This window comes from Planctomycetota bacterium (assembly GCA_016207825.1).
Lineage (GTDB): Bacteria > Planctomycetota > MHYJ01 > JACQXL01 > JACQZI01 > JACQZI01.
Map to the genome: position 1 here is coordinate 106,854 of JACQZI010000005.1, position 22,707 is coordinate 129,560.

At 46.3% G+C, this 22,707-nt stretch carries 30 protein-coding genes; 2 read left to right on the top strand and 28 right to left on the bottom strand.

Annotation, left to right across the window (positions count from 1 at the left end; genetic code table 11):
- Positions 1-212 precede the first annotated feature (212 nt).
- The 10 genes from HY811_01075 to HY811_01120 all read right to left on the bottom strand — a co-directional run bounded on the left by HY811_01075 (position 213) and on the right by HY811_01120 (position 7,093).
- A complete protein-coding gene (locus tag HY811_01075) occupies positions 213-986 on the bottom strand; it encodes a hypothetical protein (GenBank protein ID MBI4833398.1) in 774 nt (257 codons plus the stop codon).
- Between the two features lie 528 nt (positions 987-1,514).
- Positions 1,515-1,991, bottom strand: a complete 477-nt coding sequence (locus tag HY811_01080; protein MBI4833399.1) for a hypothetical protein — start codon at positions 1,989-1,991, stop codon at positions 1,515-1,517.
- Between the two features lie 33 nt (positions 1,992-2,024).
- Positions 2,025-2,531, bottom strand: coding sequence for a hypothetical protein (locus HY811_01085; GenBank protein ID MBI4833400.1), 507 nt, complete (start codon positions 2,529-2,531; stop codon positions 2,025-2,027).
- Entirely contained in the window at positions 2,501-3,151 is a 651-nt protein-coding gene (locus HY811_01090) for a hypothetical protein (GenBank protein MBI4833401.1), read from the bottom strand. Before HY811_01090 ends, HY811_01085 begins: the two co-directional genes overlap by 31 nt.
- A 138-nt stretch (positions 3,152-3,289) precedes the next feature.
- The gene (locus HY811_01095; protein MBI4833402.1) at positions 3,290-3,451 is read right to left on the bottom strand and encodes a hypothetical protein; all 162 of its coding nucleotides are present in this window, start codon (positions 3,449-3,451) and stop codon (positions 3,290-3,292) included.
- A gap of 1 nt (position 3,452) precedes the next feature.
- Entirely contained in the window at positions 3,453-4,085 is a 633-nt protein-coding gene (locus HY811_01100) for a hypothetical protein (GenBank protein MBI4833403.1), read from the bottom strand.
- Between the two features lie 27 nt (positions 4,086-4,112).
- The gene (locus HY811_01105) at positions 4,113-4,436 is read right to left on the bottom strand and encodes a hypothetical protein (GenBank protein MBI4833404.1); all 324 of its coding nucleotides are present in this window, start codon (positions 4,434-4,436) and stop codon (positions 4,113-4,115) included.
- On the bottom strand, positions 4,436-4,681 hold the full coding sequence (locus tag HY811_01110; GenBank protein ID MBI4833405.1) for a hypothetical protein: 246 nt from the start codon (positions 4,679-4,681) through the stop codon (positions 4,436-4,438). The genes HY811_01105 and HY811_01110 overlap by 1 nt, the downstream gene beginning before the upstream one ends.
- Positions 4,682-4,706: 25 nt before the next feature.
- The gene (locus tag HY811_01115) at positions 4,707-5,663 is read right to left on the bottom strand and encodes a restriction endonuclease (protein ID MBI4833406.1); all 957 of its coding nucleotides are present in this window, start codon (positions 5,661-5,663) and stop codon (positions 4,707-4,709) included.
- The gene (locus HY811_01120) at positions 5,663-7,093 is read right to left on the bottom strand and encodes a site-specific DNA-methyltransferase (GenBank protein ID MBI4833407.1); all 1,431 of its coding nucleotides are present in this window, start codon (positions 7,091-7,093) and stop codon (positions 5,663-5,665) included. Before HY811_01120 ends, HY811_01115 begins: the two co-directional genes overlap by 1 nt.
- Before the next feature lie 287 nt (positions 7,094-7,380).
- On the opposite strand from HY811_01120, the gene HY811_01125 reads away from it, so the two are divergent.
- Entirely contained in the window at positions 7,381-7,701 is a 321-nt protein-coding gene (locus HY811_01125) for a hypothetical protein (GenBank protein MBI4833408.1), read from the top strand.
- Complete coding sequence (locus tag HY811_01130; GenBank protein MBI4833409.1) at positions 7,698-9,455, top strand: trypsin-like peptidase domain-containing protein; 1,758 nt, start codon at positions 7,698-7,700, stop codon at positions 9,453-9,455. Before HY811_01125 ends, HY811_01130 begins: the two co-directional genes overlap by 4 nt.
- A 113-nt stretch (positions 9,456-9,568) precedes the next feature.
- Here HY811_01130 and HY811_01135 read toward each other — a convergent pair whose 3' ends face one another.
- From HY811_01135 to HY811_01220, 18 genes are all read right to left on the bottom strand, one after another.
- Positions 9,569-10,693, bottom strand: coding sequence for a GGDEF domain-containing protein (locus HY811_01135; protein MBI4833410.1), 1,125 nt, complete (start codon positions 10,691-10,693; stop codon positions 9,569-9,571).
- Between the two features lie 321 nt (positions 10,694-11,014).
- Positions 11,015-12,319: a hypothetical protein gene (locus HY811_01140; protein MBI4833411.1), complete on the bottom strand. Its 1,305-nt coding sequence runs from the start codon at positions 12,317-12,319 to the stop codon at positions 11,015-11,017.
- Positions 12,320-12,425: 106 nt separating this feature from the next.
- The gene (locus HY811_01145; protein ID MBI4833412.1) at positions 12,426-13,442 is read right to left on the bottom strand and encodes an inorganic phosphate transporter; all 1,017 of its coding nucleotides are present in this window, start codon (positions 13,440-13,442) and stop codon (positions 12,426-12,428) included.
- Positions 13,443-14,017: 575 nt separating this feature from the next.
- On the bottom strand, positions 14,018-14,236 hold the full coding sequence (locus HY811_01150; GenBank protein MBI4833413.1) for a hypothetical protein: 219 nt from the start codon (positions 14,234-14,236) through the stop codon (positions 14,018-14,020).
- A 424-nt stretch (positions 14,237-14,660) separates the two neighbouring features.
- Positions 14,661-15,071, bottom strand: a complete 411-nt coding sequence (locus HY811_01155) for an HIT family protein (GenBank protein ID MBI4833414.1) — start codon at positions 15,069-15,071, stop codon at positions 14,661-14,663.
- A gap of 78 nt (positions 15,072-15,149) precedes the next feature.
- Positions 15,150-15,611: a 50S ribosomal protein L17 gene (rplQ, locus tag HY811_01160; protein MBI4833415.1), complete on the bottom strand. Its 462-nt coding sequence runs from the start codon at positions 15,609-15,611 to the stop codon at positions 15,150-15,152.
- 3 nt (positions 15,612-15,614) lie between these two features.
- Positions 15,615-16,634 carry a DNA-directed RNA polymerase subunit alpha gene (locus tag HY811_01165; GenBank protein MBI4833416.1) on the bottom strand — a complete coding sequence of 340 codons (1,020 nt, stop codon included), beginning with the start codon at positions 16,632-16,634 and terminating at the stop codon, positions 15,615-15,617.
- A gap of 12 nt (positions 16,635-16,646) precedes the next feature.
- Positions 16,647-17,273 carry a 30S ribosomal protein S4 gene (rpsD, locus tag HY811_01170; GenBank protein ID MBI4833417.1) on the bottom strand — a complete coding sequence of 209 codons (627 nt, stop codon included), beginning with the start codon at positions 17,271-17,273 and terminating at the stop codon, positions 16,647-16,649.
- 91 nt (positions 17,274-17,364) lie between these two features.
- Positions 17,365-17,817 carry a 30S ribosomal protein S11 gene (gene rpsK, locus HY811_01175; protein MBI4833418.1) on the bottom strand — a complete coding sequence of 151 codons (453 nt, stop codon included), beginning with the start codon at positions 17,815-17,817 and terminating at the stop codon, positions 17,365-17,367.
- Between the two features lie 28 nt (positions 17,818-17,845).
- A complete protein-coding gene (rpsM, locus tag HY811_01180; protein ID MBI4833419.1) occupies positions 17,846-18,229 on the bottom strand; it encodes a 30S ribosomal protein S13 in 384 nt (127 codons plus the stop codon).
- A gap of 21 nt (positions 18,230-18,250) precedes the next feature.
- Positions 18,251-18,364 (bottom strand): 50S ribosomal protein L36, encoded by a 114-nt coding sequence (gene rpmJ, locus HY811_01185; protein MBI4833420.1) that lies wholly within the window; start codon positions 18,362-18,364, stop codon positions 18,251-18,253.
- A gap of 5 nt (positions 18,365-18,369) precedes the next feature.
- Positions 18,370-18,585 carry a translation initiation factor IF-1 gene (gene infA, locus HY811_01190; protein ID MBI4833421.1) on the bottom strand — a complete coding sequence of 72 codons (216 nt, stop codon included), beginning with the start codon at positions 18,583-18,585 and terminating at the stop codon, positions 18,370-18,372.
- 4 nt (positions 18,586-18,589) lie between these two features.
- Positions 18,590-19,345 (bottom strand): type I methionyl aminopeptidase, encoded by a 756-nt coding sequence (gene map / locus HY811_01195; GenBank protein ID MBI4833422.1) that lies wholly within the window; start codon positions 19,343-19,345, stop codon positions 18,590-18,592.
- The gene (locus HY811_01200) at positions 19,342-19,983 is read right to left on the bottom strand and encodes an adenylate kinase (GenBank protein ID MBI4833423.1); all 642 of its coding nucleotides are present in this window, start codon (positions 19,981-19,983) and stop codon (positions 19,342-19,344) included. The genes map and HY811_01200 overlap by 4 nt, the downstream gene beginning before the upstream one ends.
- A gap of 2 nt (positions 19,984-19,985) precedes the next feature.
- Positions 19,986-21,323: a preprotein translocase subunit SecY gene (gene secY / locus HY811_01205; GenBank protein MBI4833424.1), complete on the bottom strand. Its 1,338-nt coding sequence runs from the start codon at positions 21,321-21,323 to the stop codon at positions 19,986-19,988.
- 16 nt (positions 21,324-21,339) lie between these two features.
- Positions 21,340-21,798 (bottom strand): 50S ribosomal protein L15, encoded by a 459-nt coding sequence (gene rplO / locus HY811_01210; protein ID MBI4833425.1) that lies wholly within the window; start codon positions 21,796-21,798, stop codon positions 21,340-21,342.
- Positions 21,795-22,307, bottom strand: coding sequence for a 30S ribosomal protein S5 (rpsE, locus tag HY811_01215; GenBank protein ID MBI4833426.1), 513 nt, complete (start codon positions 22,305-22,307; stop codon positions 21,795-21,797). The genes rplO and rpsE overlap by 4 nt, the downstream gene beginning before the upstream one ends.
- A gap of 31 nt (positions 22,308-22,338) precedes the next feature.
- Complete coding sequence (locus tag HY811_01220; GenBank protein MBI4833427.1) at positions 22,339-22,707, bottom strand: 50S ribosomal protein L18; 369 nt, start codon at positions 22,705-22,707, stop codon at positions 22,339-22,341.

Below are 22,707 nucleotides of genomic sequence, written 5' to 3' on the forward strand. Positions count from 1 at the left end.
TGTGTCTCTGTGGTGAATCTTAACATTCTTGTGTTAAGATTGTATTAAGAAGGCATGAATATCAGGTTAAGCCTCCCCGGACGGGATTCGGGATGGCGCCTCCTTAATAACCGTGTCGCGCGTAAAATATTACCTCCTTTCTTAAATATAATTATAAACTAAGGCTGTTAAGGAAATATAAAGGAGAGGTTAAAGTTGTGTAAGCCCAGAATTTAAGATTTGAAAACCTGGATGTCCAGATAGAGCAAGGTATTTTCTAACACAAAATCCACCCTGGCCGCCAAGCCGTCCAGAAGGTATTCGCTTACTAATTGATTAGTTAAGGCGTTTTCGTCCGCAATGATGAACGGGGCAAAGCCGTATTTAACTATCCTCGCTCCAGCCTGCCTGATGCGGTTTATCAGCCTTTGCCTGAATTCGCCTGCCCGCTCAGGTTGTGTGATTAATACCGGCCCGCCTTCTATTCCGTAATCACCGGGCTTGGTAAGCTTTAGGGCCTCCGGGTTTCCGGAGAGCCACCGCGCCGCAAACGGCGCTATTCCCCTAATCTTATTGCCATACCCGGTAAAAGGCAGGCTTGTCCGCGCTATCTTTAAGGCGGATTGGTATGACTGGCTTTCTATGGATTCATTAAATCTTTTGTTTTCTTCCCCATCCACTTTTTCAAAAGCCTGCTCAATCTTGCCTTTATATTTGTTATAGCCAGCGGGCATATTGCTAATCATGCTATTAATAATACTCTCGTATGTCCGGCCGCTCCTGGTGCGGTAATTCGGATTAAAGAACTCAATCTTGTCCTTGATATTATGATTCGCCATCTTTTGGGCGTAGTCTCCTAAGCCGGAAATGGAATTCTTGATATTTTCCCCCATCTTCGTTCCGGCATTTAGCATAGATTGTTTCCATTTTTCCAGATACTCCGCGGGCGGCTCTGATGGTATATCCACCTTCGCCTTAATCCTTGATATTACCTTTTCGTCTTCCATATCTTCACCCTCCCTCCATAAGTACATGCAGGAGTGGGGCAAATGTCACAGGAAAAATTGAAATTAGATAAAAATTTCGCTCAAACTCAATATAAGCGGGTTTCAAGGTGCACCTAGGGGGAGGGGGGTAGATTCCGACACTGTTCTAAAAATCCACCTCTCACGTGCCAAAAAAACGCCGTATACGTGCCAAAAAATTGCCTCTCACGTGCCAAAAAAATGCCTCAGACGTGCGAAAAATTTACCTCTGGCGTGCCAAAAAAAGGCCTCAGTCGTGCGAAAAATTTACCTCTCACGTGTTTAAAAAATGCCTTGGACGTGCTTAAAATTTGCCTCTGATGTGCCAAAAAAATGCCTTAGATGTGCCAAAAACTCGCCTCTCATGTGCCAAAAAAACATCTCAGCTGTGCGAAAAATCCACCTCAGATGCGCGAAAAAATATAGGTGGGGGAATTTTGAAAAATGTCAAAAACAACCAAAGCCACAGATTACAGTGCAAAGCCTCTTGTAGGGGCAGAATAATCTAATTTATTTTATTCTGCCGAGTTTACGCCATCTGCTTAGCCAATTATGTGACCAGTAATATTTACCGGTTGCATCCCTGACAAAAGCGACATATTTATCAGAAGATAATTTTTCTTTTTCTTTCAGCTGGTCTTCATCCATATAAAAGTCTTTAGATTTTCCCTCGGTTAATTCAACTTCTTTACTTAAATTCTGTGTTTCAACTAGATCATTTCCGCCTAAATTTTTAGGCTGTCGCAACCCCGCTTCTTTAAGTGTTACCGGTCTACGGCCTTTATTAACCACCAAAATCCTTATCATGTTTTTCCTTGTAATTGAGTTGGTAGGACTTGATTCATACACCTGTTTAACACTAACTTTTATGCTTGCTTTATCCCTACGATATTCAAATATCTTAAAAACAGCTAATATTGTTGATAACGCAGCTCCCCAAATAGCTAATATTTCGATTAATTTTAATGAGTTTATAAAATCTTTCATCCGTGTTCTCTGTGTCCTCCGTGGTAAATATATTTACACCCTATGAACCTGTTCATTCTCCGTGATGTTAATCCATTCTTTGCAGACAAGCCAGCCGATTGCGTCATGCAGGTCATCCGAAGGCAGTTTGGACTTGGTTTCCAGTTCCGGCAAAGGCATGGGCTTGCCGTTTTCCGGCAGGTAGCTGTAAATCATATCGGCGTGTTTAACTATTTTTACAACGAATGGCGACGGCTTTTTGGCGGCGAAAGAGCCTTTTTTCAGGAGGGCAACCAGGTCTTCCTTTTTCTTCTGGAATTCCGGGGTCTTGCTGTATTCCTCGGTTACGGATGTCGCGTAAATATTCTCGTAATCCTTAAACGCCTGGCGGCATGGGGCGCAGTCAACCAAATGGCGCAGGACTTCTTCCCGCCTTTCCTTGCCGACAAAAGCGCTTTCGCCTGTGGCGAGGTCAACGATATCCAGGCTGTATTGCTCGCATCCGCCTAACGGCGAGGCGGGTTCCGGGTTCAATCCTTGTTTAGCTTTTTTAGGTTCCATAAAATCTCGCTCCTTATTGATTTTAATATTCTACAATATCGCATCCTTAATTGTCCAGATTTATTTGGCTCGCCCTTCTCATTAAACCTGAACTCATCGTATTCAAGTATAGCGGCATAGGAATTATTTTGCTTTAATAAAAACAGTTTCCGGTCTAAGGATTCGAGCTTATTTATCGCCTGATTCATCAGCTTAATCATCATTTCTTTTTGCGGATTATCACTGCTTGGTTCGGGTATCCGCGCCATCGGGTCTTCGGTAAAGGTTTCCAGGTATTCCTTATCAAGCCCGTGTTCCGCATGTCCATAACGGCGGTTTTCCGTAAAGGCGATTTTCTTGGCGATATCGAATATCCAGTTTTTGAATGAGCCTGCCTGCGCCGGTGCTTCGGCAGGCAGGCCAGGATATCTTGGCCCAAATTTATCGTTTTTTAGAAGCTTGCAGATGGTAAAGAAAGTGATTTGGATAAGGTCGTCAATAAAGGATTTATCCTTGTAGTTACTGTTATTAATGAGGACGCCCCAGACGGGCTTGTAATAGCGGCCGACGAGGATATCCATCGCAGAATCGTTCCCGTCACCGTAGGAAAGGGCAAGCGTTTCGTCGGATTGAGTACCCATATTTTTTCACCACAAAGGCACAAAGAAAAACTATTTATCCTTGGACTTGTCCTGAGTTCCATCGAAGGGGTTTTCCGTATTATCCGAACCGGAGTCGGGTTTCTTGTCCGGGCTATCTTTGGTCTTATCGGTATCTGATTAACCAAGAGAATCTTTTTTGGTGTTTTCCTTTGGTGCTTGAGCTTTTGGTGGTTCTGGCCTTGGAGTTTGAGGTCGGGTATTTACGCCCCCTTTTTTTATCATCCCTTCTTTAAGTAACCCGAATTTAATTGTTTCATCTTTCTTTTTGTCTTCTGTCATTTTAATTCACCTCCATTTTAGTAATTTCAAGCCGCATATCCTCTTTATTTATGGGCAAGTATAAAACATTGATATTATACATTTCTTGAGCGGTAGAGTTTTTATATACTTTGACATCCGATAAGCAAATTTCATCGTTTTTGTCTGTGCTATCTGAATATGCTAAAACCCAACCTTCATACATAAGGTCGTTTTTTACATCTCTAATTACTACCCATCCAATTTCGGGTTGGTTCATAAGATTACTCCAGACGTCAGCTTCACCCATTTTATTGGATGCTTTTATAAAATGAGCAAAGCGATATAATATTTTATAAGTAATTGAATATGTAAATATAAAGCCCACGAAAATCGAAAGGATTGCTACTATAAAGATTTCAGTTAAATCTAAAGGAATTGTCTTATTTAAAAGAGACTCTATAAATTTAAATTTAAGCTCGATGCCTGTTAGAGTTACAAGCTTTACGATGGGATAGTATAGCAAATAACAAATGAAGCCTAATAATAAAGAAAGAGAAAATAACTGATAACTTTTAAATTCTTTGTGTGGCACTAGTTTGTCAATTATAAATAATGATATTATACCCGGCATGAAGAGCAGGATAATTCTTAATGTAAATTCTGATAATTCCATAAAGCACCTTTCTTATAACAATAGGGCTTAGTTTCCGGTTTGTATATCTTCTTCAGACGCGGGTAATTTAGTCCACGCCGACTTTAGGGTTTGTATAACAAATTGAATAGAAACCCCGATTACAACTATGCTTGCTACAACAATATATTGTCTCCATAATTCGGGAAGTTTTTTCTCGTCACCCCAAAATGCTGCCATTAGAAGGTCCACACCGGCAGGAATCGAAAAATATGCCAGAAAAACGAGAACAGTATTGATAATATTCCATGTTCGTTGTCGAAATAGCTGGATTATTACAAAGACAAATACGCCACCAATCCCTGCCATAATCCCTAACGCCGTTGTATCCATTATTTATCTAATCCTTTAGCTTCGCTTCCAAGTATTGCTCCAAAAATTCCTCCGACTATTGCGCCGATTGGCCCCCCAATTGATGCGCCAAGAAGAGCCCCTCCGATAAGTCCTACAGCTGCTGAATTTTCTCCGCTTTTAGGTGAACCAAGAGGTTTCCTGCAATTGTAACAAGCATAAGAAGATGCCTTGCAATTGTCAGGAATTTCATTTTGTCTGCCACATTTTGGGCATTGAATGTTCACGATATTATCCTTTTAATAATTATTTTTATAGCTTGACCAACCAATTACATAATGAATTAACCTGGACCTGATTAGTTAAATTTGCGGCATTTGTTAATATCCCGTCTTTTAACTGTTCCCAAATTTCCGTAGACATTTTCTTTTCAATAGCCGCTCCGATAAAGAATGTGTATAGACGAGGATTTATTTTGGAAAACGATTTCCTAATCCGTGACAATGCGGTATTGGCGGTTTTCCAGTGTTCATCTGCGCCGGCCGGGTCAATCCCGCCTTTTAATTCCCCGCAGGAAATATACATGCCGGGCTTTTTGTAGGCGACGGGAACTTTCCCATAATCACAATTTAACAGGCAAAAATCTATATTATTTTTAACTACGGGCGGAGTCAGGTTGAAAAGGGCGGTTCTTTTCGCTCCTTTTCGTTTCCAGCTAATTCCTCTCAAGAACAATTCTATATCCGCGTCATCATCGTTTGCTTTAACCCAGGTCTTGCTCTTGGAATTCAGCCAGTAATATGTGGTTTTGGTGATTGAAAGGGCAGAAATGATGGCGCGGGCGAATTTCCTCTGTCCGAGAACGCCTCCCACATTACGCATACTGCCGCCCAAGGTATCACCTTTGGTCAATAGAAACCTGTAAACCAGTTCTTCCACAAAATTTGCCCCGGCAGGTTCAAGGAAATTCTTCACTAACCCTTTTATTGCCTCGGTTTTATCGTTTTCCTCCAAATGACCGCTCGCTTTATCCGACACCCCGGCCGCGCATAATAATGCGGAACGGATTTCCCTGATATTAAGCAGGTCTTTTGGAGTTTCAGCGGAAGAGGCAAATGATTTCAAGGAGCGGGCTTGTTCAATAAAAGGAGTGGCGCGCCGATTTCTTTCCAATGCCAGAGAGACAAAACCGGCCCGGGTGGCTTCATAAGTCGTAATCAACTTTTGACTGCCTGATAAATGTTTCAAATACGGTTTGCTTAACGGCATTAGGCTTTCCTCCATACATATATGCACTTTCGCAAGGAAACACGTCCGTGTTTGCCCATTTGCTGACTGCTGTTCCCTTTGCCATTGGGTAATACCAAAATGTTTTCAATCCTAAACCCTAATTCCTCGGCGATTTTGGATAATATCGTATCCACCGATATGCTTACACCGGCATAGCGCACATTGTCGTTGACCATAAACATTAAGCCGTTTGGTTTTAATACGCGTAAGCACTCGCTGATAACACAAGCCATTTCGTAGAAGTAACCGCGAATCATCCGCGGTATCCCCGAATTATTGAGGACCCCCATATTTTTCTGGTCATCTAAATACTTGAGTATAGATTGCAATAATTCCTGCCGGTCAGTTATTTCCATCGCCTGAGCCCATTTTGGATTGATGTGCAAGAGGTCTTTGGCGCGGTTCTCGACCGTGCAACTAAGCATTTGTTGCCTTAAATCCCGTATCTCATCTTCGGTCGTCCCGAGCATGGCTAATTCCAATGCGTATGTTCTGGTATAATCATACCGGTTGCAATATGGAGGAGAGGTAATAATCGCGTTGTATGTATTCTTGGGGAGTTCGGGCAGGACGTTTAAACAGGAGCCTTTAAAGTGATTAATATTCCCCTGCAGAGGCTTTTTGTCGAAAGAAAGGCTTAGGTTCCTTTCATAGATATCATTGATAATCTCATTGATTTTAGAGGACGTTGCCTGGGTAAAAGTTGGAATATTTCCCTTATTAAATGCTTTGCCTCCCAGCTGGCGACCAGACCGTATATCCCAACGAAGACATTGTCCGTCTTTACGGGTATAACTAATTGATTCCAGGACGCATAATAACGCGAATTGCAGGATAATTTGTATTTTTGGCTCTTCCTTAGATATCGACGCCAAATATTGTTCAATGGCATTAAGCGTATTTGGAGAATATGCCCCGTCCGTAATTTTTATTTTATTCAAAGGAATGGTTTTAGCCGACTTTGCCCATGGTTTCTCGTCGCTCCAGCGTTTAAGAATGGCTATGTCTTTAGAGGTTAGCCCGTTCCCTAAATACCGTTTTGCGGAAATAATCCGGTGACAAAAGGGAAGCAATTCGATTCCATCGGCATCTAATCCTGATTGGCTCGCGGCGAACAAAGCCGTGCCGCTTCCGGCAAACGGGTCAAGTATTTTACCGGAGATATGATATTTTGATAGCAGGTATTCCACTAAAGAAGCGGAGAAAGCCTCTTTGAATTTATACCAACGATAAGCTGGTCTTGTTTTATTAGCCTGAAAACTGACATGTTGACGTGTTAAAACCGATTGAGATAAAAACTTACTGTGAAAATGCTGCGATAGGTTAGAATCAAGATTATTAATTTCTTGTATCGTATCAGGCTGTTTTAATGAGAAATTCGGAGTATATAAGGCGAGTTCTTCCTTAATTTTTAATGGTCGTTTAGACTTGGCTTTAAGTTTAGTCGTCATATAGTTGATATCCAAGTAATTCTAAAACACCTTATTAATGCCACCAATTATATCTTGTTTCCGGTGATAGTCAAGTGAAATCCCTTTTAGTGTTTGTTTTCCTTTTATCCATTTCCGCCAATATAAATCGTAACTATTTTCACCATTTTCCAAAGATTTCCTGTGACATTCGCCCCACTCCTGCATGTACTTATGGAGGGAGAGGGGAAGAAAACCCCTGAGACCCCTTCAAGGAGGATAAAGATATGAAAAGGAATGAACAAATAACGGATGAACCAAGAACCAATTGCAAGGAATGCCATAAACCGTTACCGAACGGTAACAGCCTGGTTTCCCAAACCGCCCGAACCCTGGGCTATTGCCGGTATTGCTATCTGGGCAATTTTCCGCAAAGGAACCGGTCAAGAGGCCCGGCTTTGAGGTCAAGCTCTGGTGGCTTACTTTCCAGTTATGAACGGGTATTTCTGGAAAAGGCTGGGTTTAATACGGAACTGTGGTCTCCGGAATTCAGGGAAGAGATGCTGGATTACTGGAGAGCCAGAGAAAGGAAAGAGGTGAATGTATGAGAAACCAAGTTATAAGTTATAAGTTTCAAGTTATTAGGTTGCTCATCCTGTTAGTTCTAGGAATTGCGTTAATAGGCTTAACGGCGCGGGCGACCAAGCCAATGGAGATGCCGCCGGATGTGATTATCATCAGGCCTATGGATAAGGCTAACAATCCTTATCAACGGGAATATGATGAAATGCTCAAACCTGTTGTCATGATTACGGCATTATCAGGCAGAGGAACTGGCGTAATCATTCCAGGTTCATTGGTTCATCAGTCCACCGGCTCATTAGCTAATGAACAATTGAACAATTCAACAAATGAACTATACATCTTAACAGCGGCTCATGTAGTCGGGAATTATTCAACAGTTACCGTTACTGTTTACGCTCCTCTTTGTGAACTTAGTGCCTTTGTGGTGATGACTGATACAAATAAGGATCTTGCGCTTCTTAAAATACGAGATTGCTTCGCTAACGCTCGCAATGACAAAACGGCACGGTTGGCTCCAAGCGATTATACATATTATCTGTTTACCCCGGTGTATGTTGTCGGATGTTCATTAGGCTTAAATCCCAGGCCATCCTCCGGCATTATCAGTTCCATTAGCGCCTTTGCTGTGGAGATTACCGCACCTGTATTACCAGGCAACTCAGGAGGTCCCGTCTATGATGCGGGCACGCATGAGTTAATCGGTATAGCCGTTTGGGTTCGGCTTTACGGAGACCAGCTTATTACCACAATGGCAGGTGTCGTCCCAATCTCGGAAATCTACGTTTTCCTTGAAAGTTACAAGTTACAGGTTACGAGTTTCGAGTTAGAAGATGAAACTTATAACTTGCAACCTGAAACTTATTTCTTAACTGCCGATGAGCCGGTGATTGGTGATGTACACACTAATCAGGGAGACCGGCTTGTCAGCCTAACCAAAAGACCCCGCACCGCGATGGGTTCGGGGCTTAGAAGGGAGGTGAATAACATGGGAATCGTATCAAAAGTGGATCTATGGATACCAGCGAACGTGCCACCTTCTCCGGATATGGAACAGAAGTGGAATGACGTTTTGCAGACCGTTGCGACGCTCATTAATGACCGCCGCAATGCCAAGATACCCGATGAAGCGGCTTTCCAGAACAAGGTTGTGGAAGCCTCTAATCAGGCATGGGCAAACGTAATCAGCTCTACCTATCGTTCCAAAAGTGGCAAGACCTACGACAAGATGAAGAACGCGCATGACGCAAACCTTCAGCAGTCGTATAACCAGTGGAACGAGAAGCTCAACCGGATGTTCGAGTCGGTTGACGGCGTCACCGCCAAGCGGTTCAAGGACATAGTTTCTTTTGCCAAGAAATTCTGGACAGAGACCGTCGGCAAGGGCGTCTTAAGGCTGACCGGAGATAAGGTGCGCGGACAAGGGGCGGCGACCATTGCGACTTATTGGCTCACAGGCGAGCCGATGGCCGCAGGTATGGTGCGCCCCCAGGATACCGGGATAATCGGTGGTCCGTATCGGGTTTGCAGGATTGAACTCGTCCAGGCTCTGAAAGCAGCGCTGATGAACAGGCTGGTTCAGGCAGGCATGGTGATTTTCAATTCCCAACTCTCGATGCCGATAATCACCGAGGAAAACACGACTACCAATACGCTGATACAGGGTTTTATTGACCCGGCGTTAGGATTGGAATCGTTTACTCCCGGCGGCGCGTCTCACCTTGACTTTGTCAAGCAGGGCGCGTTACTCAAGCTTTCGCTCCAGGTATCGCAAGTGTAATGGACAGGTGATGCCCCAATCTCTCTCGATTGGGGCTTTCGCCCTTTATTCATCTCTCTCCCGACGCTTGCGGTCGGGACGCTTCGCAACCGTCAGGGGCGGTTGCCTTTTTCTCACTGCGCGACCAGGATTTTATTCCGCCCGCTTTCTTTTGCCTGGTAAAGGTATTTGTCCGCTTCGTTTATCATGGACGGCATGCTGTCCAGTTCGCTCGTCCATTTGCAGACCCCGCCGGAAATGGTCAGCTTGATATGTTCGCTTCCGATATTAAATTCATGCCCTTCAATAATCGCCCTTAACCGCTCGGCAAAGAGATGCGCCGCCCGCGTCCCCACACCGGGCAACAAGACCGCGAATTCCTCGCCGCCATAGCGCACCGATGTATCAACACCCCTGGCATTGCCTTTAATAATGGAAGCCATTTCCTGCAGTATCTTATCCCCGGCGCTGTGCCCGTAACAATCGTTGATTTGCTTAAAGTGGTCTATATCCAGTAATACCAAAGATAGCAATCCGCCGTATCTCCTGGTGCGCGCCAGTTCATCCTCAAATACCTCCTTGAAATAGCGCCGGTTATAAAGGCCGGTCAATTCATCCTTGCCGGCGATTTCCGAAAGGCGCGTATGCCGGCTTTTCAGGTTGTTAATCAATCTGCAGGAGGCTTCCAATAAATCCGTCTGGGTAACGATGCCGCTCAAGACGCCGTTTTCCATTACCGGCAGCCTTCTGATGTGGTGGCGGTGCATCAATTCAAGCGCCGCGGAGATGGGCTTATCCGGGCTTGAGAAAATAATATGCTTGCTCATGACCTTGCCCAGTTCGGTGTGGAGGCTGCGCCCGCTGGCGACCTGCTTGACTATCGTGCTTTCGGAAACGATGCCCACGGGCTTATCCCGGTTGGTGACAACCACGCAACCGATGTGGTTCCGGCGCATCAGGCAGCAGGCGTCATAAATAGTCTGGTAAGGGGAAAGCGTCAAGACCGCCTTGTTTATATACGGCCTTATCGTTTCCTCTTTCCTGCCTGCGTCGGTGCTTGCCTGTGTCCCGATGCCTGCCTGTGCTACGGCAGACAGGTCCATCGGGGCAGACAGGCTTCGGCAGGCAGGCCTGCCCGCGGCAACGGTATTGTTTTCGGCCATCTGCGTTAATCCAGGCATTTTTCCACCAATCCCATTATGAACTCCGCGTTCGGGGACGGTTTTGGAAATACCTTCCAAAAGAAAAGGATTACGCATAATAACCCTCCTAACCCTAAAAATATCCCGCTTAATATATTCATATCTATCCTCCTATAATTGCGGCTGAAGAAGGCCTTCCGGCGCCGGGGGGTGAGTTCCGGCGGCCGGAATGAGCCTTCCCAGCGTAGGAAAGACGAAGACGCTCCCTACCAGGACTCCTGATAAATCGGGCGTCCCCGCAGTCTCCCGACGTAACGTCGGGGGACGGAGTGGGAGCTTTCTTTTATCTTCCCCTTTATGGATGTTCCCGTTTATATACATATTTATAATTACCGGGGATAATCCCGATATTAAATCGGGACCATCCGCCTTTTCCATCTAAAACTTAGATGTAAATAACATAGAATACTGGTCGTTTTCCTGCTTAACCGCACCGGTAGGAATTTCCTCCGTATTGGTCGTAAATTCCGCCTTAAGGTGGGTGTTGCCGGATAAACGGTATCCGACTCCCGCGGATATCCGCTTATATTCGGTGGCGTTAACGCCGTTAAGCGAGGCAAAGATAGTGTCTTTATCAAACGCTATCATGCTGTAACGCGCGGCAACGTATACTTTCGCGGTGGCGTTATAAAGGCCGTCCACGAAATAATAGGTGCCTTCACGGTCGGTTATCTGGACAATCGGGGCGGCTTTGTCGCTGCCGTCATCCTCGAACTGACCGTAAGCTACCCTGACATGGGCTTTGCTGTCGGAAAAAGCCGGCGCGCCGGGGCTTAAGCGGTTTTCCTTGCCCGGCTGGAAATCGTAGCGCAGGTCGATTTCCGTGATAGTCCGGCTCCAATGGGTTGCATTGGTCGGCCGTGACCCGAGTCCGGCGTATTTCACCTCGGCGTCCACCGCGGTGATTTCACCGGAATCGTAATAACTGCCCGAAACGTAAAGTTCCGGTATCGGATTGGCGCCCAGCTTGAAGCATAACGCCTTTCCCTGCTGGTCATCCGCACCGGAGCCCGTATTCCCGTTAAAGAAGCTCAGCGACCATTTAATCGGCACGCCGAGGTTTTCTTTGTGCAGACTTTGAGAAAGTTCTAATCCCTCATCATAGCCGGCAACTAATCCAGCGGAGTTGTTAATGACCACGCTTTCAACGGGATTGTCCGAGAAAGTCTCTTCACCGATATCCACCTTAACGCGGCCTATCTTAATAGCCGGATTAAAGGCGCTGTCTTTAAGAGAAGGCGCGAATTCGCTGAAAAGGTTTTTATACTGGATGTAAAAGTAATCCGGCGCGCCGACGGCGATATTGCTCAGGCTGAGCCTGGTCACAATGACCATATTTTCCTGCATCGTCCAGTTAAACCGGAGTTTGCAGTCAGGCGCTTGGAACGAGCCGTCCTTGTAGCTTCCGTTTTCTTCGGAATCCAGATAACCTATCGCGATGCGCGAACCCTTAAAATCCACGGTGGGCTTAAATTCATCCTGCGCGGAGACGCCAAGCGCCGTTGCTAACAGTAATCCAACCATTAATAAACCCAGGTATTTGTTTGCCATACTTTCTTTCCTCCTTAGTATTTCATTAAGATTCTTTCCTACACAGGCCGCATTCCCGCCTGACCGGATGACCCCGTCCGAATGGATCGTCCGGGCGGACAGTCGGGCAGGTTCCCTTTTTGTTTCTTCCAATCTTTATCACCTCCTTTCTGGTTGCAATTATAAAATAAGGAGGTTAAGGAAATATAAAAGTGCGGTTAAGTTTATGTTAAGGAAAGCAGGCTTCTATCGAACGTGATTAGGAGAAGAGCATTACGAGCTTGGTGGTTAAGTAAGCGATTAAGGCACAGACAGGGAAAGTGAGTATCCAGGCCATAACCATCTGCCCGGAAACGCCCCAGCGAACGGCGCTCAAGCGCTTGGTCGCGCCGACGCCCATTATCGCCGTGTTAATCGTATGGGTCGTGGAAAGCGGTATGCCTAAGCGGGAAGCGACTTCGATAGTAATCGCGGCGCCTGTCTCGGCCGAAAAGCCGTGCACCGGTTCGAGCTTGGTCATCTTGAATCCCATTGTCTTCATTATCTTCCATCCGCCGAAAGCCGTGCCCAGCGCCATCATCAGGGCGCATATCAGGATAATCCAGAAAGGAACGCTGAAAGATTTGGAAAGGAAGGTTTCCATCGGGATAACCCCGCTTAAAGCCAGCGCAAGCGCGAATACGCCGATGAATTTCTGCCCATCGTTTGTCCCATGGCTGAAGGCCATGAAGGCGGAGGAAAGTATCTGTGCCTTGCCGAATATCTTGATACCTTTGGAGCGCTCGATGCGCGCGAACAGGCGGTAGATTAAAAACATGATAATAAATCCCACTCCGAATCCGAGGAAAGTGGAAAAGACCAGCCCCAGCAAAACCTTTTTCCAGCCCGCCCAGACCAGGACCGAAACTCCCGCTTTGGCAAGCCCGGCGCCGGTCAGTCCGGCTATCAGGGCGTGTGATTCGCTGGTCGGCAGTCCGAAAAACCAGGCGCCCGTGGAAAAGACTATTATGCCCAGCATCGCCGCGCCGATGGTGGTGAGGTCAATGATTGAAGGATCGACGATTCCCTTGCCGATGGTCGCCGCCACGGCCGTGCCGGCCAAAAGGACGCCCAACAGGTTAAACACCACGGTCATCGCCATCGCCTGCATGGGAGAAAGCACGCGGGTGGAAACGACCGTTGCCATGGCGTTAGGCGCGTCCGTCCAGCCGTTGACAAGCTCTCCCCAAAGCACCAGTAGTAAAACCACAATCAAACCAAATGAAATGCCGTCCATAATTATCTTAATCCTTTCTCATCCGTCTTTTTCATTAATCTCTTTGTTTCTTTCATTGCCATTAGTATAAAAAATGCGTGTTAAGGAATTGTTAAGATTAGGTTAAATATTAGTAAAGCTTCTCTATTAGTAATAGGCATTATTCTTTGTAACAAACAATTCCTCTTGATTCTGGATTGTGAAAATAGATTCCCACGCCTTTACAGGCGTGGTTCTTACGGTTTCAAGCTTCGCTTGTCCAGCAACTTTGTTGCTGGAAACGGCTTTCACCCCCGCCTTCACAGGCGGGGAACTCCCGCTTTATTAGAAGGTCTGGTTTGTGATTATATGAAATACGAAAGATACGGGATAAAAAGCCTGTCTGCCCGGAAAAGGGAAAAGAAACCGGCTCCCGGACAGCTTGACGAACTGATAAGTTTAAGCGGATAGTCCTTCATTCACAGCAAAGGCAAATCCAAGCAATGGGAAGCCCGCTGGAGCTTTAAAAAGATGTCCGAATGGGTAAAACAAAACTTACGGATAGAATTATCTTCCGAACATATCAGGCGATTGGTGATGAAGAGGCTGAAAGCGAACTAATACCTTGACGGGTCGTTTTCGTCAAAGTTCATCAGATACCGGTCTATAAACCGATGGATATCCGACATATCCTGCCACAATGCCCTTAAGTGGCGCTTTTCATGATCGTATTTATTCGTCCAGGAAGGGTTCCAGTTAGTATCGTATCCGATGCAACCAACGGCATTTAGTGTAAACATCAGGCAGATGATACCGAATATTATTTTAATTTTCATAAACCGCCTCCTTTTATTGAACGATTGACTACCTATAATCTATATTTTAATTATGAATTGTCAAGAAATTTAACAACCGGATTTAGCTGATTTATCAGATTAATTAATCAGTTTAATCCTGTTGTTTATATGCCCCTATACTATTGATACTCATATAACTAATGTCCGCTTCTCTGGGTCATTCCTGCCCCGCTCCTCCCGTCCCGCAAAAAGGGACGGGATTCGGGGACACCCCTCTGGCGAGGACGCCCGATTATGCTGACGTAGGGGCAACCGATAATAGGGACCTTCGGCAGAATGGGGCGAAAGCCCGCCTGACCGGACGGGCAGGCAGGAATCCAGGCTACTTGTAATCTTCTGGATTCGCGTTTACACGGGAATGACGGTGCCCGGGTTTTTGAACATCCTTTTATGATTTGCTATACTAAGAAAAATAAGCCTTAATGGCTTTGGCAATCTTTTCCATCCCGCCTTCGGGATAAGGGCGGGGAATCCATTCAAAGCGCAATCCGTCCCCCTTTTTGCGTGGGATGACGTGAATATGGAGATGCGGGATTACCTGCCCGGCGCACCGGTTATTATTAATAAGCAGATTATAGCCTTCCGCCCCGGTTCCTTTGGCCACCGCGCCGATGACTTTATGAGCGGTTTTCATGAATTCCGCCATGGCTTCAGGCGGAGCATCGAGAAACTCCGGGTAGTGTCCTTTGGAAATAACGAGCGTGTGCCCCGCGGCAACCGGATTGATATCAAGAATAGCCAAGGCGTTTTCGTCTTCGTATAATTTTGAGGAGGGGATCTCGCCCTTTATGATTTTACAGAAGACGCAGTCCATATTTATTTATGAATATCCCCTTTCTCCCGCAGAAGCGGAATCAGGGGACGCTTGAATCTATTTACTTTAGTAGAAGCGCTATTTGCTGGTAGAGGCTACCTTTTTCTTTTCCTTCTTGCCTTTTTCCTTTTCGGCTTCCGGTCTGACAACGAGCTCTAAGATGGCGCGTTCGCCGTCATCGCCTAACCTGCGCGAAGCCCATTTGCCGGCTTTCTTCTCGCCTGACCAGCGGCTTCCGCCCAGGCGCATTATCCGGGTATAGCCGCCGTTCCGGTCTTTAAAGCGCGGTCCTATCTCCGCGAAGAGCTTCTTGACCATGGCTTTATCCTGAATATACGAAAGAACATAACGGTAATTGGACAGGGTCATAGTTTTTCCGCGGGTAATCAACTTTTCCGCCAGGTGGCGGAATTCCTTTGCCCGGTCAATCGTGGTAACGATTCTTTCGTGTTTAAACAAACTGCTGACAATATGGCGCGCCATCATATGGCGGTGGCTGGTCGTCACCCCCAGCTTCCTGCCTTTTTCTCCGTGCCTCATTTCCTATTTACCTTTCTCGTTAAAAATAGTATTCAAATCCATGCCGAGCGATAAGCCCAGTTCGGCCAGTTTCTTTTTGACTTCCTTAAGGGAAGTCTTCCCGAAGTTGCGGGTTTTCAAGAGTTCGATTTCCTGCTTGGTGACCAGGTCGCCGATGGTTTGGATTTTACCGTAGGTAAGGCATTTGGAAGACCGGACGGATAAATCGAGCTCGCTTACGGGCATGGCAAGCTTTTTCTTCAGTTCACCGCGGTATTCTTCCTTCTTGCGTTCTTCTTCTTCCTTTTTCTCGTCTATCTGCAATTCGCGCCCGATTTCCCAATACTGGACGAGCGGGTTTATATGTTTCCTGTATATTTTGGATGCCTGGACCAATGCCATTTCCGGCGTAATCGTGCCGTTCGACCAGATTTCCAAAGTCAGGCGGTCGTAATCGGTCACCTGTCCAACGCGGGTATTTTCCACCTTATAATTAACCTTGCTGATAGGGGAAAACACGGTATCAACCGGAACAAAGCCTATTTCCTGTTCGCCTAATTCATTTTCTTCCGCGGTGACATAGCCCCTGCCCCTGCGTATATTAAGCTCCGCCGTAAAATCACGTTCTTCAACCAGCGTGGCGATGTGGAGATCCGGGTTCATTATTTCCACCATGGAATCCGCTTTGATATCCGCCGCGGTCACCGCGCCTTTGCGGCTTTTCACTTCTATCACGAGTTTTCTGGGCTCATCGGAGTTAAGCTTGATAACAAGCCTTTTGATGTTAAGGACGATATCGGTAACATCCTCCAAGACGCCTTCAATGGTGGTGAATTCATGGGGAACGTCCTTGATTCTTATCCCGGTAACGGAGGCGCCTTCTATCGAAGAAAGAAGAATACGCCGTAAACCGTTTCCGATGGTCACGCCGAATCCGCGTTCAAACGGTTCGATAACAAACCGGCCGTAAGTGGCGGAAAGGGTTTTTTCATCGCAGATTACCCGATTGGGCAATTCAAATTCACGCCAGCGAGCTCTAATCATTTTTTTATTCTCCTATCTTGAACAAAATTCTACAACCATCTGTTCGTTAACAGGCGCCAGGATATCCGTACGTTTGGGCAATTGCGTTACCTGCAATTGCACCGGCTCTTCGGATAACTTCAACCAGGATGGAATTTGCTCTTTATTAATCGTATCCATAAACGATTTGACTATTTTCATGCTCTTTTCCTTCGGTTTCGGCGTGATGATATCACCGGCATTTACGCTCATGGAAGGAACCGAAGCGCGTCGCCCGTTTATACGGATATGCCCATGGAATATCAACTGCCTGGCTGCAGAACGTGACGGAGCCATTTTCCCTAAGAAAATCGTATTATCCAGCCTTCGTTCCAAAATAACCAAAAGGTTCTCTCCGGTATTGCCGGTCTGCCTGGAGGCTTCCGTAAAATAATGCTTGAATTGCTTTTCCGCAACCCCGTAAAGGCGTTTCACTTTCTGTTTTTCCCTAAGGTGTTTTCCATAATCGGTAAAACGCGGCCTTTTCGCGCCATGCTGGCCGGGTATTTGCGGATTTTTTTCCATCGCGCATTTTGCGGTATCACACCGATTGCCTTTCAAGAATAATTTAATGCCTTCGCGACGGCATATCCTGCAGTTTGCGCCACTTATTTTTGCCATTTCTAATACTCCTTGCGCCCCCGCCTACGGCGGGGGGAGCTCCCTATCGTCCCGCAGAGCGTAGCGGAGCGGGGGAATTAAATAGTTTAGATTATACCCTTCTCTTCTTGCGCGGGCGGCACCCGTTGTGCGGAAGAGGAGTCACATCTTCTATAGATTTAATGGTCAGTCCTGATGCCTGGAGTGTCCTGATTGCCGAATCACGCCCCGCGCCCGGACCCTTTACCTTGACGTCAATTTCCTTGATGCCGAATTTCTTGGCTTTATCTGCGACGCTGGCCGCGGCTTTCTGGGCGGCAAAAGGCGTGCTTTTCCTGGAGCCTTTATAGCCGATTGTCCCGGCAGAAGCCGAACAAAGCGTTGCACCGGTAATATCGGTAATCGTGATAATCGTATTATTGAAAGTGGATTTAACGTGAGCCACGCCGTGGGCGACTTCCCGCTTAATTTTCTTCTTGGCCGGCTTTTTTTCCGGCACCCCGGTACCGCCCTTTTTCTTTTCTTCGGCGCTTCCGTCGATTACTTTCGCTTTTTGTGTTCTCATATTATTATTTTCTCCGTCAATTGATTATTTATGTTTTAGCAAGAGACATCTTCTTGCCTGCTACCGTCTTACGAGGTCCCTTCCTGGTTCGGGCATTGGTCCGGGTGCGCTGCCCGCGGACGGGTAATCCCTTACGGTGCCTGAAACCGCGGTAACTGCCGATATCTTTCAAACGCTGGATATTCTGGCCGATCTGTCGCCGCAAAGCGCCTTCAACCACAAAATGCTTATCAATGATATTATTAATGCGTCCGAGCTGGTCTTCGTTAAGGTTTTTCACCCTGATATTTTCATCGATATTAGCTTCCTTAAGGACTTTTTGCGAAAGGGTCTTGCCGATGCCGTAAATATACATTAAGCTGATTACCACTCTTTTATTTGCAGGAATTTCCACCCCAGCGATACGTGCCATATAAGATAGCTCCTTTTCTTTTTATCCTTGTCTTTGTTTATGACGCGGATTCGAACAGATAACTCTGATTTTGCCTTTGCGCCGGATAATCTGGCAATTTTCACAAATACGCTTTACTGACGGTCTTACTTTCATGATTTTTATCCTCTGTAAACTATTCTGGCTTTATTCAAATCATAAGGGGATATTTCCAAAGTCACCCTATCCCCCGGAATAATCTTTATAAAATTCATTCTTAACCTGCCGGCCACATGGGCTAAAACCGTGTGGCCACCTTTTATTTCCACTTTAAACATTGCATTTGGCAAAGATTCTTTTACGATTCCCTCTGTCTTAATAAAATCTTCTTTTACCATAGTCCTATTCTTTGGTCAGGATATCGTACCCCGAAGCCGTCACGGCAATCGAATGCTCGAAATGAGCGCAGAGTTTGCGGTCACGCGTCACGACGGTCCATTTATTCTTAAGGGTTTCCACTTCCCAAGAACCCTCGTTCACCATCGGTTCAATCGCAATGACAACGCCCGGCTTCAGGATTACATCTGCCTGCTCTTCGGGAGAAATCCGGTAATTGGGCACCTGAGGGTCTTCATGAAGCTCCGTACCGATTCCATGCCCGACATACTGACGCACTACCGAATACCCCTGGGATTCAACGAAATTCTGGATAGTTGCCGATATCTCAAAAAGATGCCTGCCCGGCACTATTTTATCAATCGCCATATCCAGGGCTTTTTTGGTTACCTCAATCAAACGCTTTGCCTTTTCCGAAATCTCCCCGGCCCCCATGGTAAATGCCGCGTCGGCATAATAATTCTTATAACGCACTCCCACGTCAACGCTGATGATATCGCCGGATTTTATCCTGCGGGAATCCGGTATCCCATGAACCAGTTCTTCGTTTATCGAAACACAGATATTCGCGGGGTAGCCGCGATATCCTTTAAAAGCCATTTCACCTCCGTGCTTTATCACATAATCCATCATTTTTACGTCCAGCTCGATAGTGGAAAGCTCTGGCTTAATCATTTCCCGCGCTAATTTCATTGCACCGGCAACTATCAAGCCGGCCTGCCGCATTAATTCGATTTCGCGGGCTGATTTATACTTAATCATTTGCCTTTTATCAAAGCCATCAGGCGTTCCGTAATCTTATCTATGTCTTCATCGGCTTTAATATTTATGACCGCTTTCTTGTAATATTCCAGAAGCGGGTAAGTATCCTTACGGTAAACTTCCAGCCGGTGTTTGATGGTTTCGGCTTTATCGTCATTCCTCTGATATAATTCTCCGCCGCATTTATCGCAGATATTTTCCTTGGCAGGGGCGTTATACTTAATATGGAAATTAACGCCGCATTTACGGCAGGTGCGCCTGCCGGAAAGCCTTTCGATGACAATGCTATCGGTGACATCCATGCTGATTACCTTATCAATTTTAAGATTGGATTCCTTCAGGATACCGTCAAGGGATTCGGCCTGCTTTACGGTCCTGGGGAATCCGTCCAGGATGAATCCTTTTTTGCAATCCGGTTCTTTTATACGCTGGGCGATTATTTCGATGATGATGGAATCCGGCACCAGACCGCCCGCTTCCATGTATTCTTTCGCTTTTTTGCCTACTGGAGTCCCCTTTTTTATGGATTCCCTCAGGATATCTCCGGTTGAAATATGGGCAATGCCGAGAGCATCTTTAAGCTTTGTCGCCTGTGTTCCCTTGCCTGAACCGGGAGCTCCAAGTAAAACAACTATCATAGTTATCTACGTCCTCTCACTCTTCCTTTGGCTAAAAAGCCGTCATATTCCCTGACCAAAAGCTGCGATTCTATCTTTTGCATCAGGTCCAGTCCAACACCGACCACAATCAATATGCCCGTCCCGCCCAAAAAGCCCGTCACGTAGGTATCCACGTTAAGAAGCACCGAAATGATATTAGGCAAAACCGCTATCAGCGCCAAAAATGTCGCGCCGGTCAGCGTTATTCTGTTCATTATTTTTTCCATATAATCGGCTGTTTCACGCCCCGGCCTTATGCCCGGTATAAAACTGCCCCATTCTTTGAGGTGTTCTGACATTTCAACCGGCCTGAAATAAAGTGCCGTCCAGAAATAAGTGAAAAAGAATATGAGTATTATATATAAAGACGTGTACCAGAATCCGGATTCGCTCCGGCTGAAAATACTCTGTAACATCTCGCTTTTGGTCACTTGTGCTATCAACTGCGGAACGGCCATCAAAGTAACTGCGAAAATAACCGGCATGACTCCGGCCTGATTCACCCTTAAAGGCAGGTAATGCCTCTGGCCACCGTAGACCTTTTGTCCACGGATGTGCTTGGCGTATTGGACGGGAATCCTCCGCTGCGCCTGGGTCGTATAAACAATCGCCACAATCACCAGGACATATAACGCCAAAAGAATCAAAGGCCTGTCTATAGTAACATTGCCTTTCTGGACCGCGTCTATCATCTGGACAACTGCATTCGGCATACGGTCAATAATTCCGGCCATGATAATCAATGAAGCACCGTTTCCAATGCCGTATTCCGTAATCTGCTCGCCCAGCCACATCAGGAACATCGCCCCGGCTGTTAAAGAGCATATAGTCGGTAGGATAAATGTCCAGAAACCGGGATTGAGAACAACCGGACCAACCCGTGCAGACACTTGAGGTGATTGCAAAACGGCAATCGTTGTGGTGGACCATAAAATACAGATAGGCAATGCGGCTAACCTTGTATACTGGCTGATTTTCCTGTAACCACTGGGACCTTCCTTGCTCAGGGCTTCCAGGCTTGGGATAACCTTAATGAGAAGCGAAAACATGATGGAAGCGGTGATATACGGCATAATTCCCAGCGTAAAGATGGAAAACTGGGAAAGCGCGCCTCCGGAAAAGATGGCGATAAAAGATACCGCCTTGTAGTTTTCTTCCAGTACTTTAAGCCATTCCTTGAGGGCTTCCACATTAACCCCGGGGATCGGTATGGCAAAACCAAGCCGGAAAACCGCCAGGAGCGCGAAGGTAAAAAGAATCCGGCGCCGGAGCTCCGGAATCATAAAAATGTTTACAATGATTTCTTTAATTCGGGACATATTTCACCGGCACTATTTAATTGGCTGCTTTTATCAGCTGGCAAGAACTGTTTGTCTTTTTGGCCTTCTCTGCAACCCCCTGGCTAAAAGCATGCGCGTGAATAATAAGTTTCTTAGTCAAGTCTCCCTTGCCAAGAATCTTTATTTTATCGTAACTGCCTTTGACAAGTCCTGTTTTAGAAAGCAATTCCGGGGTTACTTCGGTTCCCGCGTCAAACCGGTTTAAATCCTTGAGGTTGACAATGGCGACAGTTCCCTGGAAACGGGCGTTGGTGAATCCTCTTTTCGGCAGCCTGCGGATTAAAGGCATCTGTCCGCCTTCAAAATACGGGCGGCGCTGGTGGCCGGAACGGGCCAACTGCCCCTTATGACCTTTGCCTGAAGTGCCGCCATGGCCGGAACGGTCGCCTCTTCCGACGCGTTTCTTATGTTTACGTGTTATTTTTACGTTGTGTTTTAATTGAGTAATATTCATACGGCATTAACACCCCTTAATTCTTCTATTGCTTTCTTTGTCTTTAATTTCTGCAATGCGACTACGGTGGCCCTGACCACATTCATCGGATTGGTGCTTCCCATAACTTTGGCAAGGACGTTTTCCACGCCAGCCAGCTCCAGAATGGCGCGCATGGCCGAACCTGCGATAATCCCGGTTCCTTTACAGGCCGGACGGACAATCACCCTTGAAGCACCGTATTTGCCTTCCACACGGTGTGGAATAGTCGTATCTTTAATCGGGATATCAACCAGGTTTCTTTTGGCCGCCTTGATGGCTTTTTCCACGGCGAAAGGCACTTCTTTGGCTTTTCCGTGCCCGTAGCCAACACGTCCTTTTTTATTGCCCACGGTAACAAGTGCGCTAAAGTTAAACCGCTTACCTCCCTTGACAACCTTACAACAACGCTTTACCTTAAGGACAATTTCTTCGTATTCCGGGGCCTCCCTGGGTTCATCCCTCCTGTTTCTTCTCGGTGGTCTTTCCAAGATTTACCTCCTTAATAGGAAATTCAAATCACTAAAACTTTAATCCGCCTTCTCGCGCGGAATCTGCCAATGCTTTAATGCGCCCGTGGTAAGGAAATCCGCCCCGGTCGAAAACCACAGTCTTGATATTCTTTTTAACCGCTTCCTCGGCCACTTTCTTGCCCACGACTTTAGCCGCGGCAACGTTTCCTCCAGACTTAACGCTTTTCTTTATATCCGGGGTGAGCGTGGAAACGGATACCAAAGTATGACCCTTTTCATCATCTATCACCTGCGCGTAAATCTGATTAAGGGTACGGGTAACGCACAAACGCGGCTTAACCGCTGTTCCCTGAACTTTATGGCGCAGGCGGTAATGGCGAATCGTCCTTTTACGCAGTATTTCTCTCGTTTTATTCAT

What these genes read in the sequence shown, in the direction of transcription:
- HY811_01075 (MBI4833398.1), bottom strand. Translation starts at nt 986, where the DNA reads ATGGAAGACGAAAAGGTAATATCAAGGATTAAGGCGAAGGTGGATATA.
- HY811_01080 (MBI4833399.1), bottom strand. Translation starts at nt 1,991, where the DNA reads ATGAAAGATTTTATAAACTCATTAAAATTAATCGAAATATTAGCTATT.
- HY811_01085 (MBI4833400.1), bottom strand. Translation starts at nt 2,531, where the DNA reads ATGGAACCTAAAAAAGCTAAACAAGGATTGAACCCGGAACCCGCCTCG.
- HY811_01090 (MBI4833401.1), bottom strand. Translation starts at nt 3,151, where the DNA reads ATGGGTACTCAATCCGACGAAACGCTTGCCCTTTCCTACGGTGACGGG.
- HY811_01095 (MBI4833402.1), bottom strand. Translation starts at nt 3,451, where the DNA reads ATGACAGAAGACAAAAAGAAAGATGAAACAATTAAATTCGGGTTACTT.
- HY811_01100 (MBI4833403.1), bottom strand. Translation starts at nt 4,085, where the DNA reads ATGGAATTATCAGAATTTACATTAAGAATTATCCTGCTCTTCATGCCG.
- HY811_01105 (MBI4833404.1), bottom strand. Translation starts at nt 4,436, where the DNA reads ATGGATACAACGGCGTTAGGGATTATGGCAGGGATTGGTGGCGTATTT.
- HY811_01115 (MBI4833406.1), bottom strand. Translation starts at nt 5,663, where the DNA reads ATGCCGTTAAGCAAACCGTATTTGAAACATTTATCAGGCAGTCAAAAG.
- HY811_01125 (MBI4833408.1), top strand. Translation starts at nt 7,381, where the DNA reads ATGAAAAGGAATGAACAAATAACGGATGAACCAAGAACCAATTGCAAG.
- HY811_01130 (MBI4833409.1), top strand. Translation starts at nt 7,698, where the DNA reads ATGAGAAACCAAGTTATAAGTTATAAGTTTCAAGTTATTAGGTTGCTC.
- HY811_01135 (MBI4833410.1), bottom strand. Translation starts at nt 10,693, where the DNA reads ATGCGTAATCCTTTTCTTTTGGAAGGTATTTCCAAAACCGTCCCCGAA.
- HY811_01145 (MBI4833412.1), bottom strand. Translation starts at nt 13,442, where the DNA reads ATGGACGGCATTTCATTTGGTTTGATTGTGGTTTTACTACTGGTGCTT.
- HY811_01150 (MBI4833413.1), bottom strand. Translation starts at nt 14,236, where the DNA reads ATGAAAATTAAAATAATATTCGGTATCATCTGCCTGATGTTTACACTA.
- HY811_01155 (MBI4833414.1), bottom strand. Translation starts at nt 15,071, where the DNA reads ATGGACTGCGTCTTCTGTAAAATCATAAAGGGCGAGATCCCCTCCTCA.
- rplQ (MBI4833415.1), bottom strand. Translation starts at nt 15,611, where the DNA reads ATGAGGCACGGAGAAAAAGGCAGGAAGCTGGGGGTGACGACCAGCCAC.
- HY811_01165 (MBI4833416.1), bottom strand. Translation starts at nt 16,634, where the DNA reads ATGATTAGAGCTCGCTGGCGTGAATTTGAATTGCCCAATCGGGTAATC.
- rpsD (MBI4833417.1), bottom strand. Translation starts at nt 17,273, where the DNA reads ATGGCAAAAATAAGTGGCGCAAACTGCAGGATATGCCGTCGCGAAGGC.
- rpsK (MBI4833418.1), bottom strand. Translation starts at nt 17,817, where the DNA reads ATGAGAACACAAAAAGCGAAAGTAATCGACGGAAGCGCCGAAGAAAAG.
- rpsM (MBI4833419.1), bottom strand. Translation starts at nt 18,229, where the DNA reads ATGGCACGTATCGCTGGGGTGGAAATTCCTGCAAATAAAAGAGTGGTA.
- rpmJ (MBI4833420.1), bottom strand. Translation starts at nt 18,364, where the DNA reads ATGAAAGTAAGACCGTCAGTAAAGCGTATTTGTGAAAATTGCCAGATT.
- infA (MBI4833421.1), bottom strand. Translation starts at nt 18,585, where the DNA reads ATGGTAAAAGAAGATTTTATTAAGACAGAGGGAATCGTAAAAGAATCT.
- map (MBI4833422.1), bottom strand. Translation starts at nt 19,345, where the DNA reads ATGATTAAGTATAAATCAGCCCGCGAAATCGAATTAATGCGGCAGGCC.
- HY811_01200 (MBI4833423.1), bottom strand. Translation starts at nt 19,983, where the DNA reads ATGATAGTTGTTTTACTTGGAGCTCCCGGTTCAGGCAAGGGAACACAG.
- secY (MBI4833424.1), bottom strand. Translation starts at nt 21,323, where the DNA reads ATGTCCCGAATTAAAGAAATCATTGTAAACATTTTTATGATTCCGGAG.
- rplO (MBI4833425.1), bottom strand. Translation starts at nt 21,798, where the DNA reads ATGAATATTACTCAATTAAAACACAACGTAAAAATAACACGTAAACAT.
- HY811_01220 (MBI4833427.1), bottom strand. Translation starts at nt 22,707, where the DNA reads ATGAATAAAACGAGAGAAATACTGCGTAAAAGGACGATTCGCCATTAC.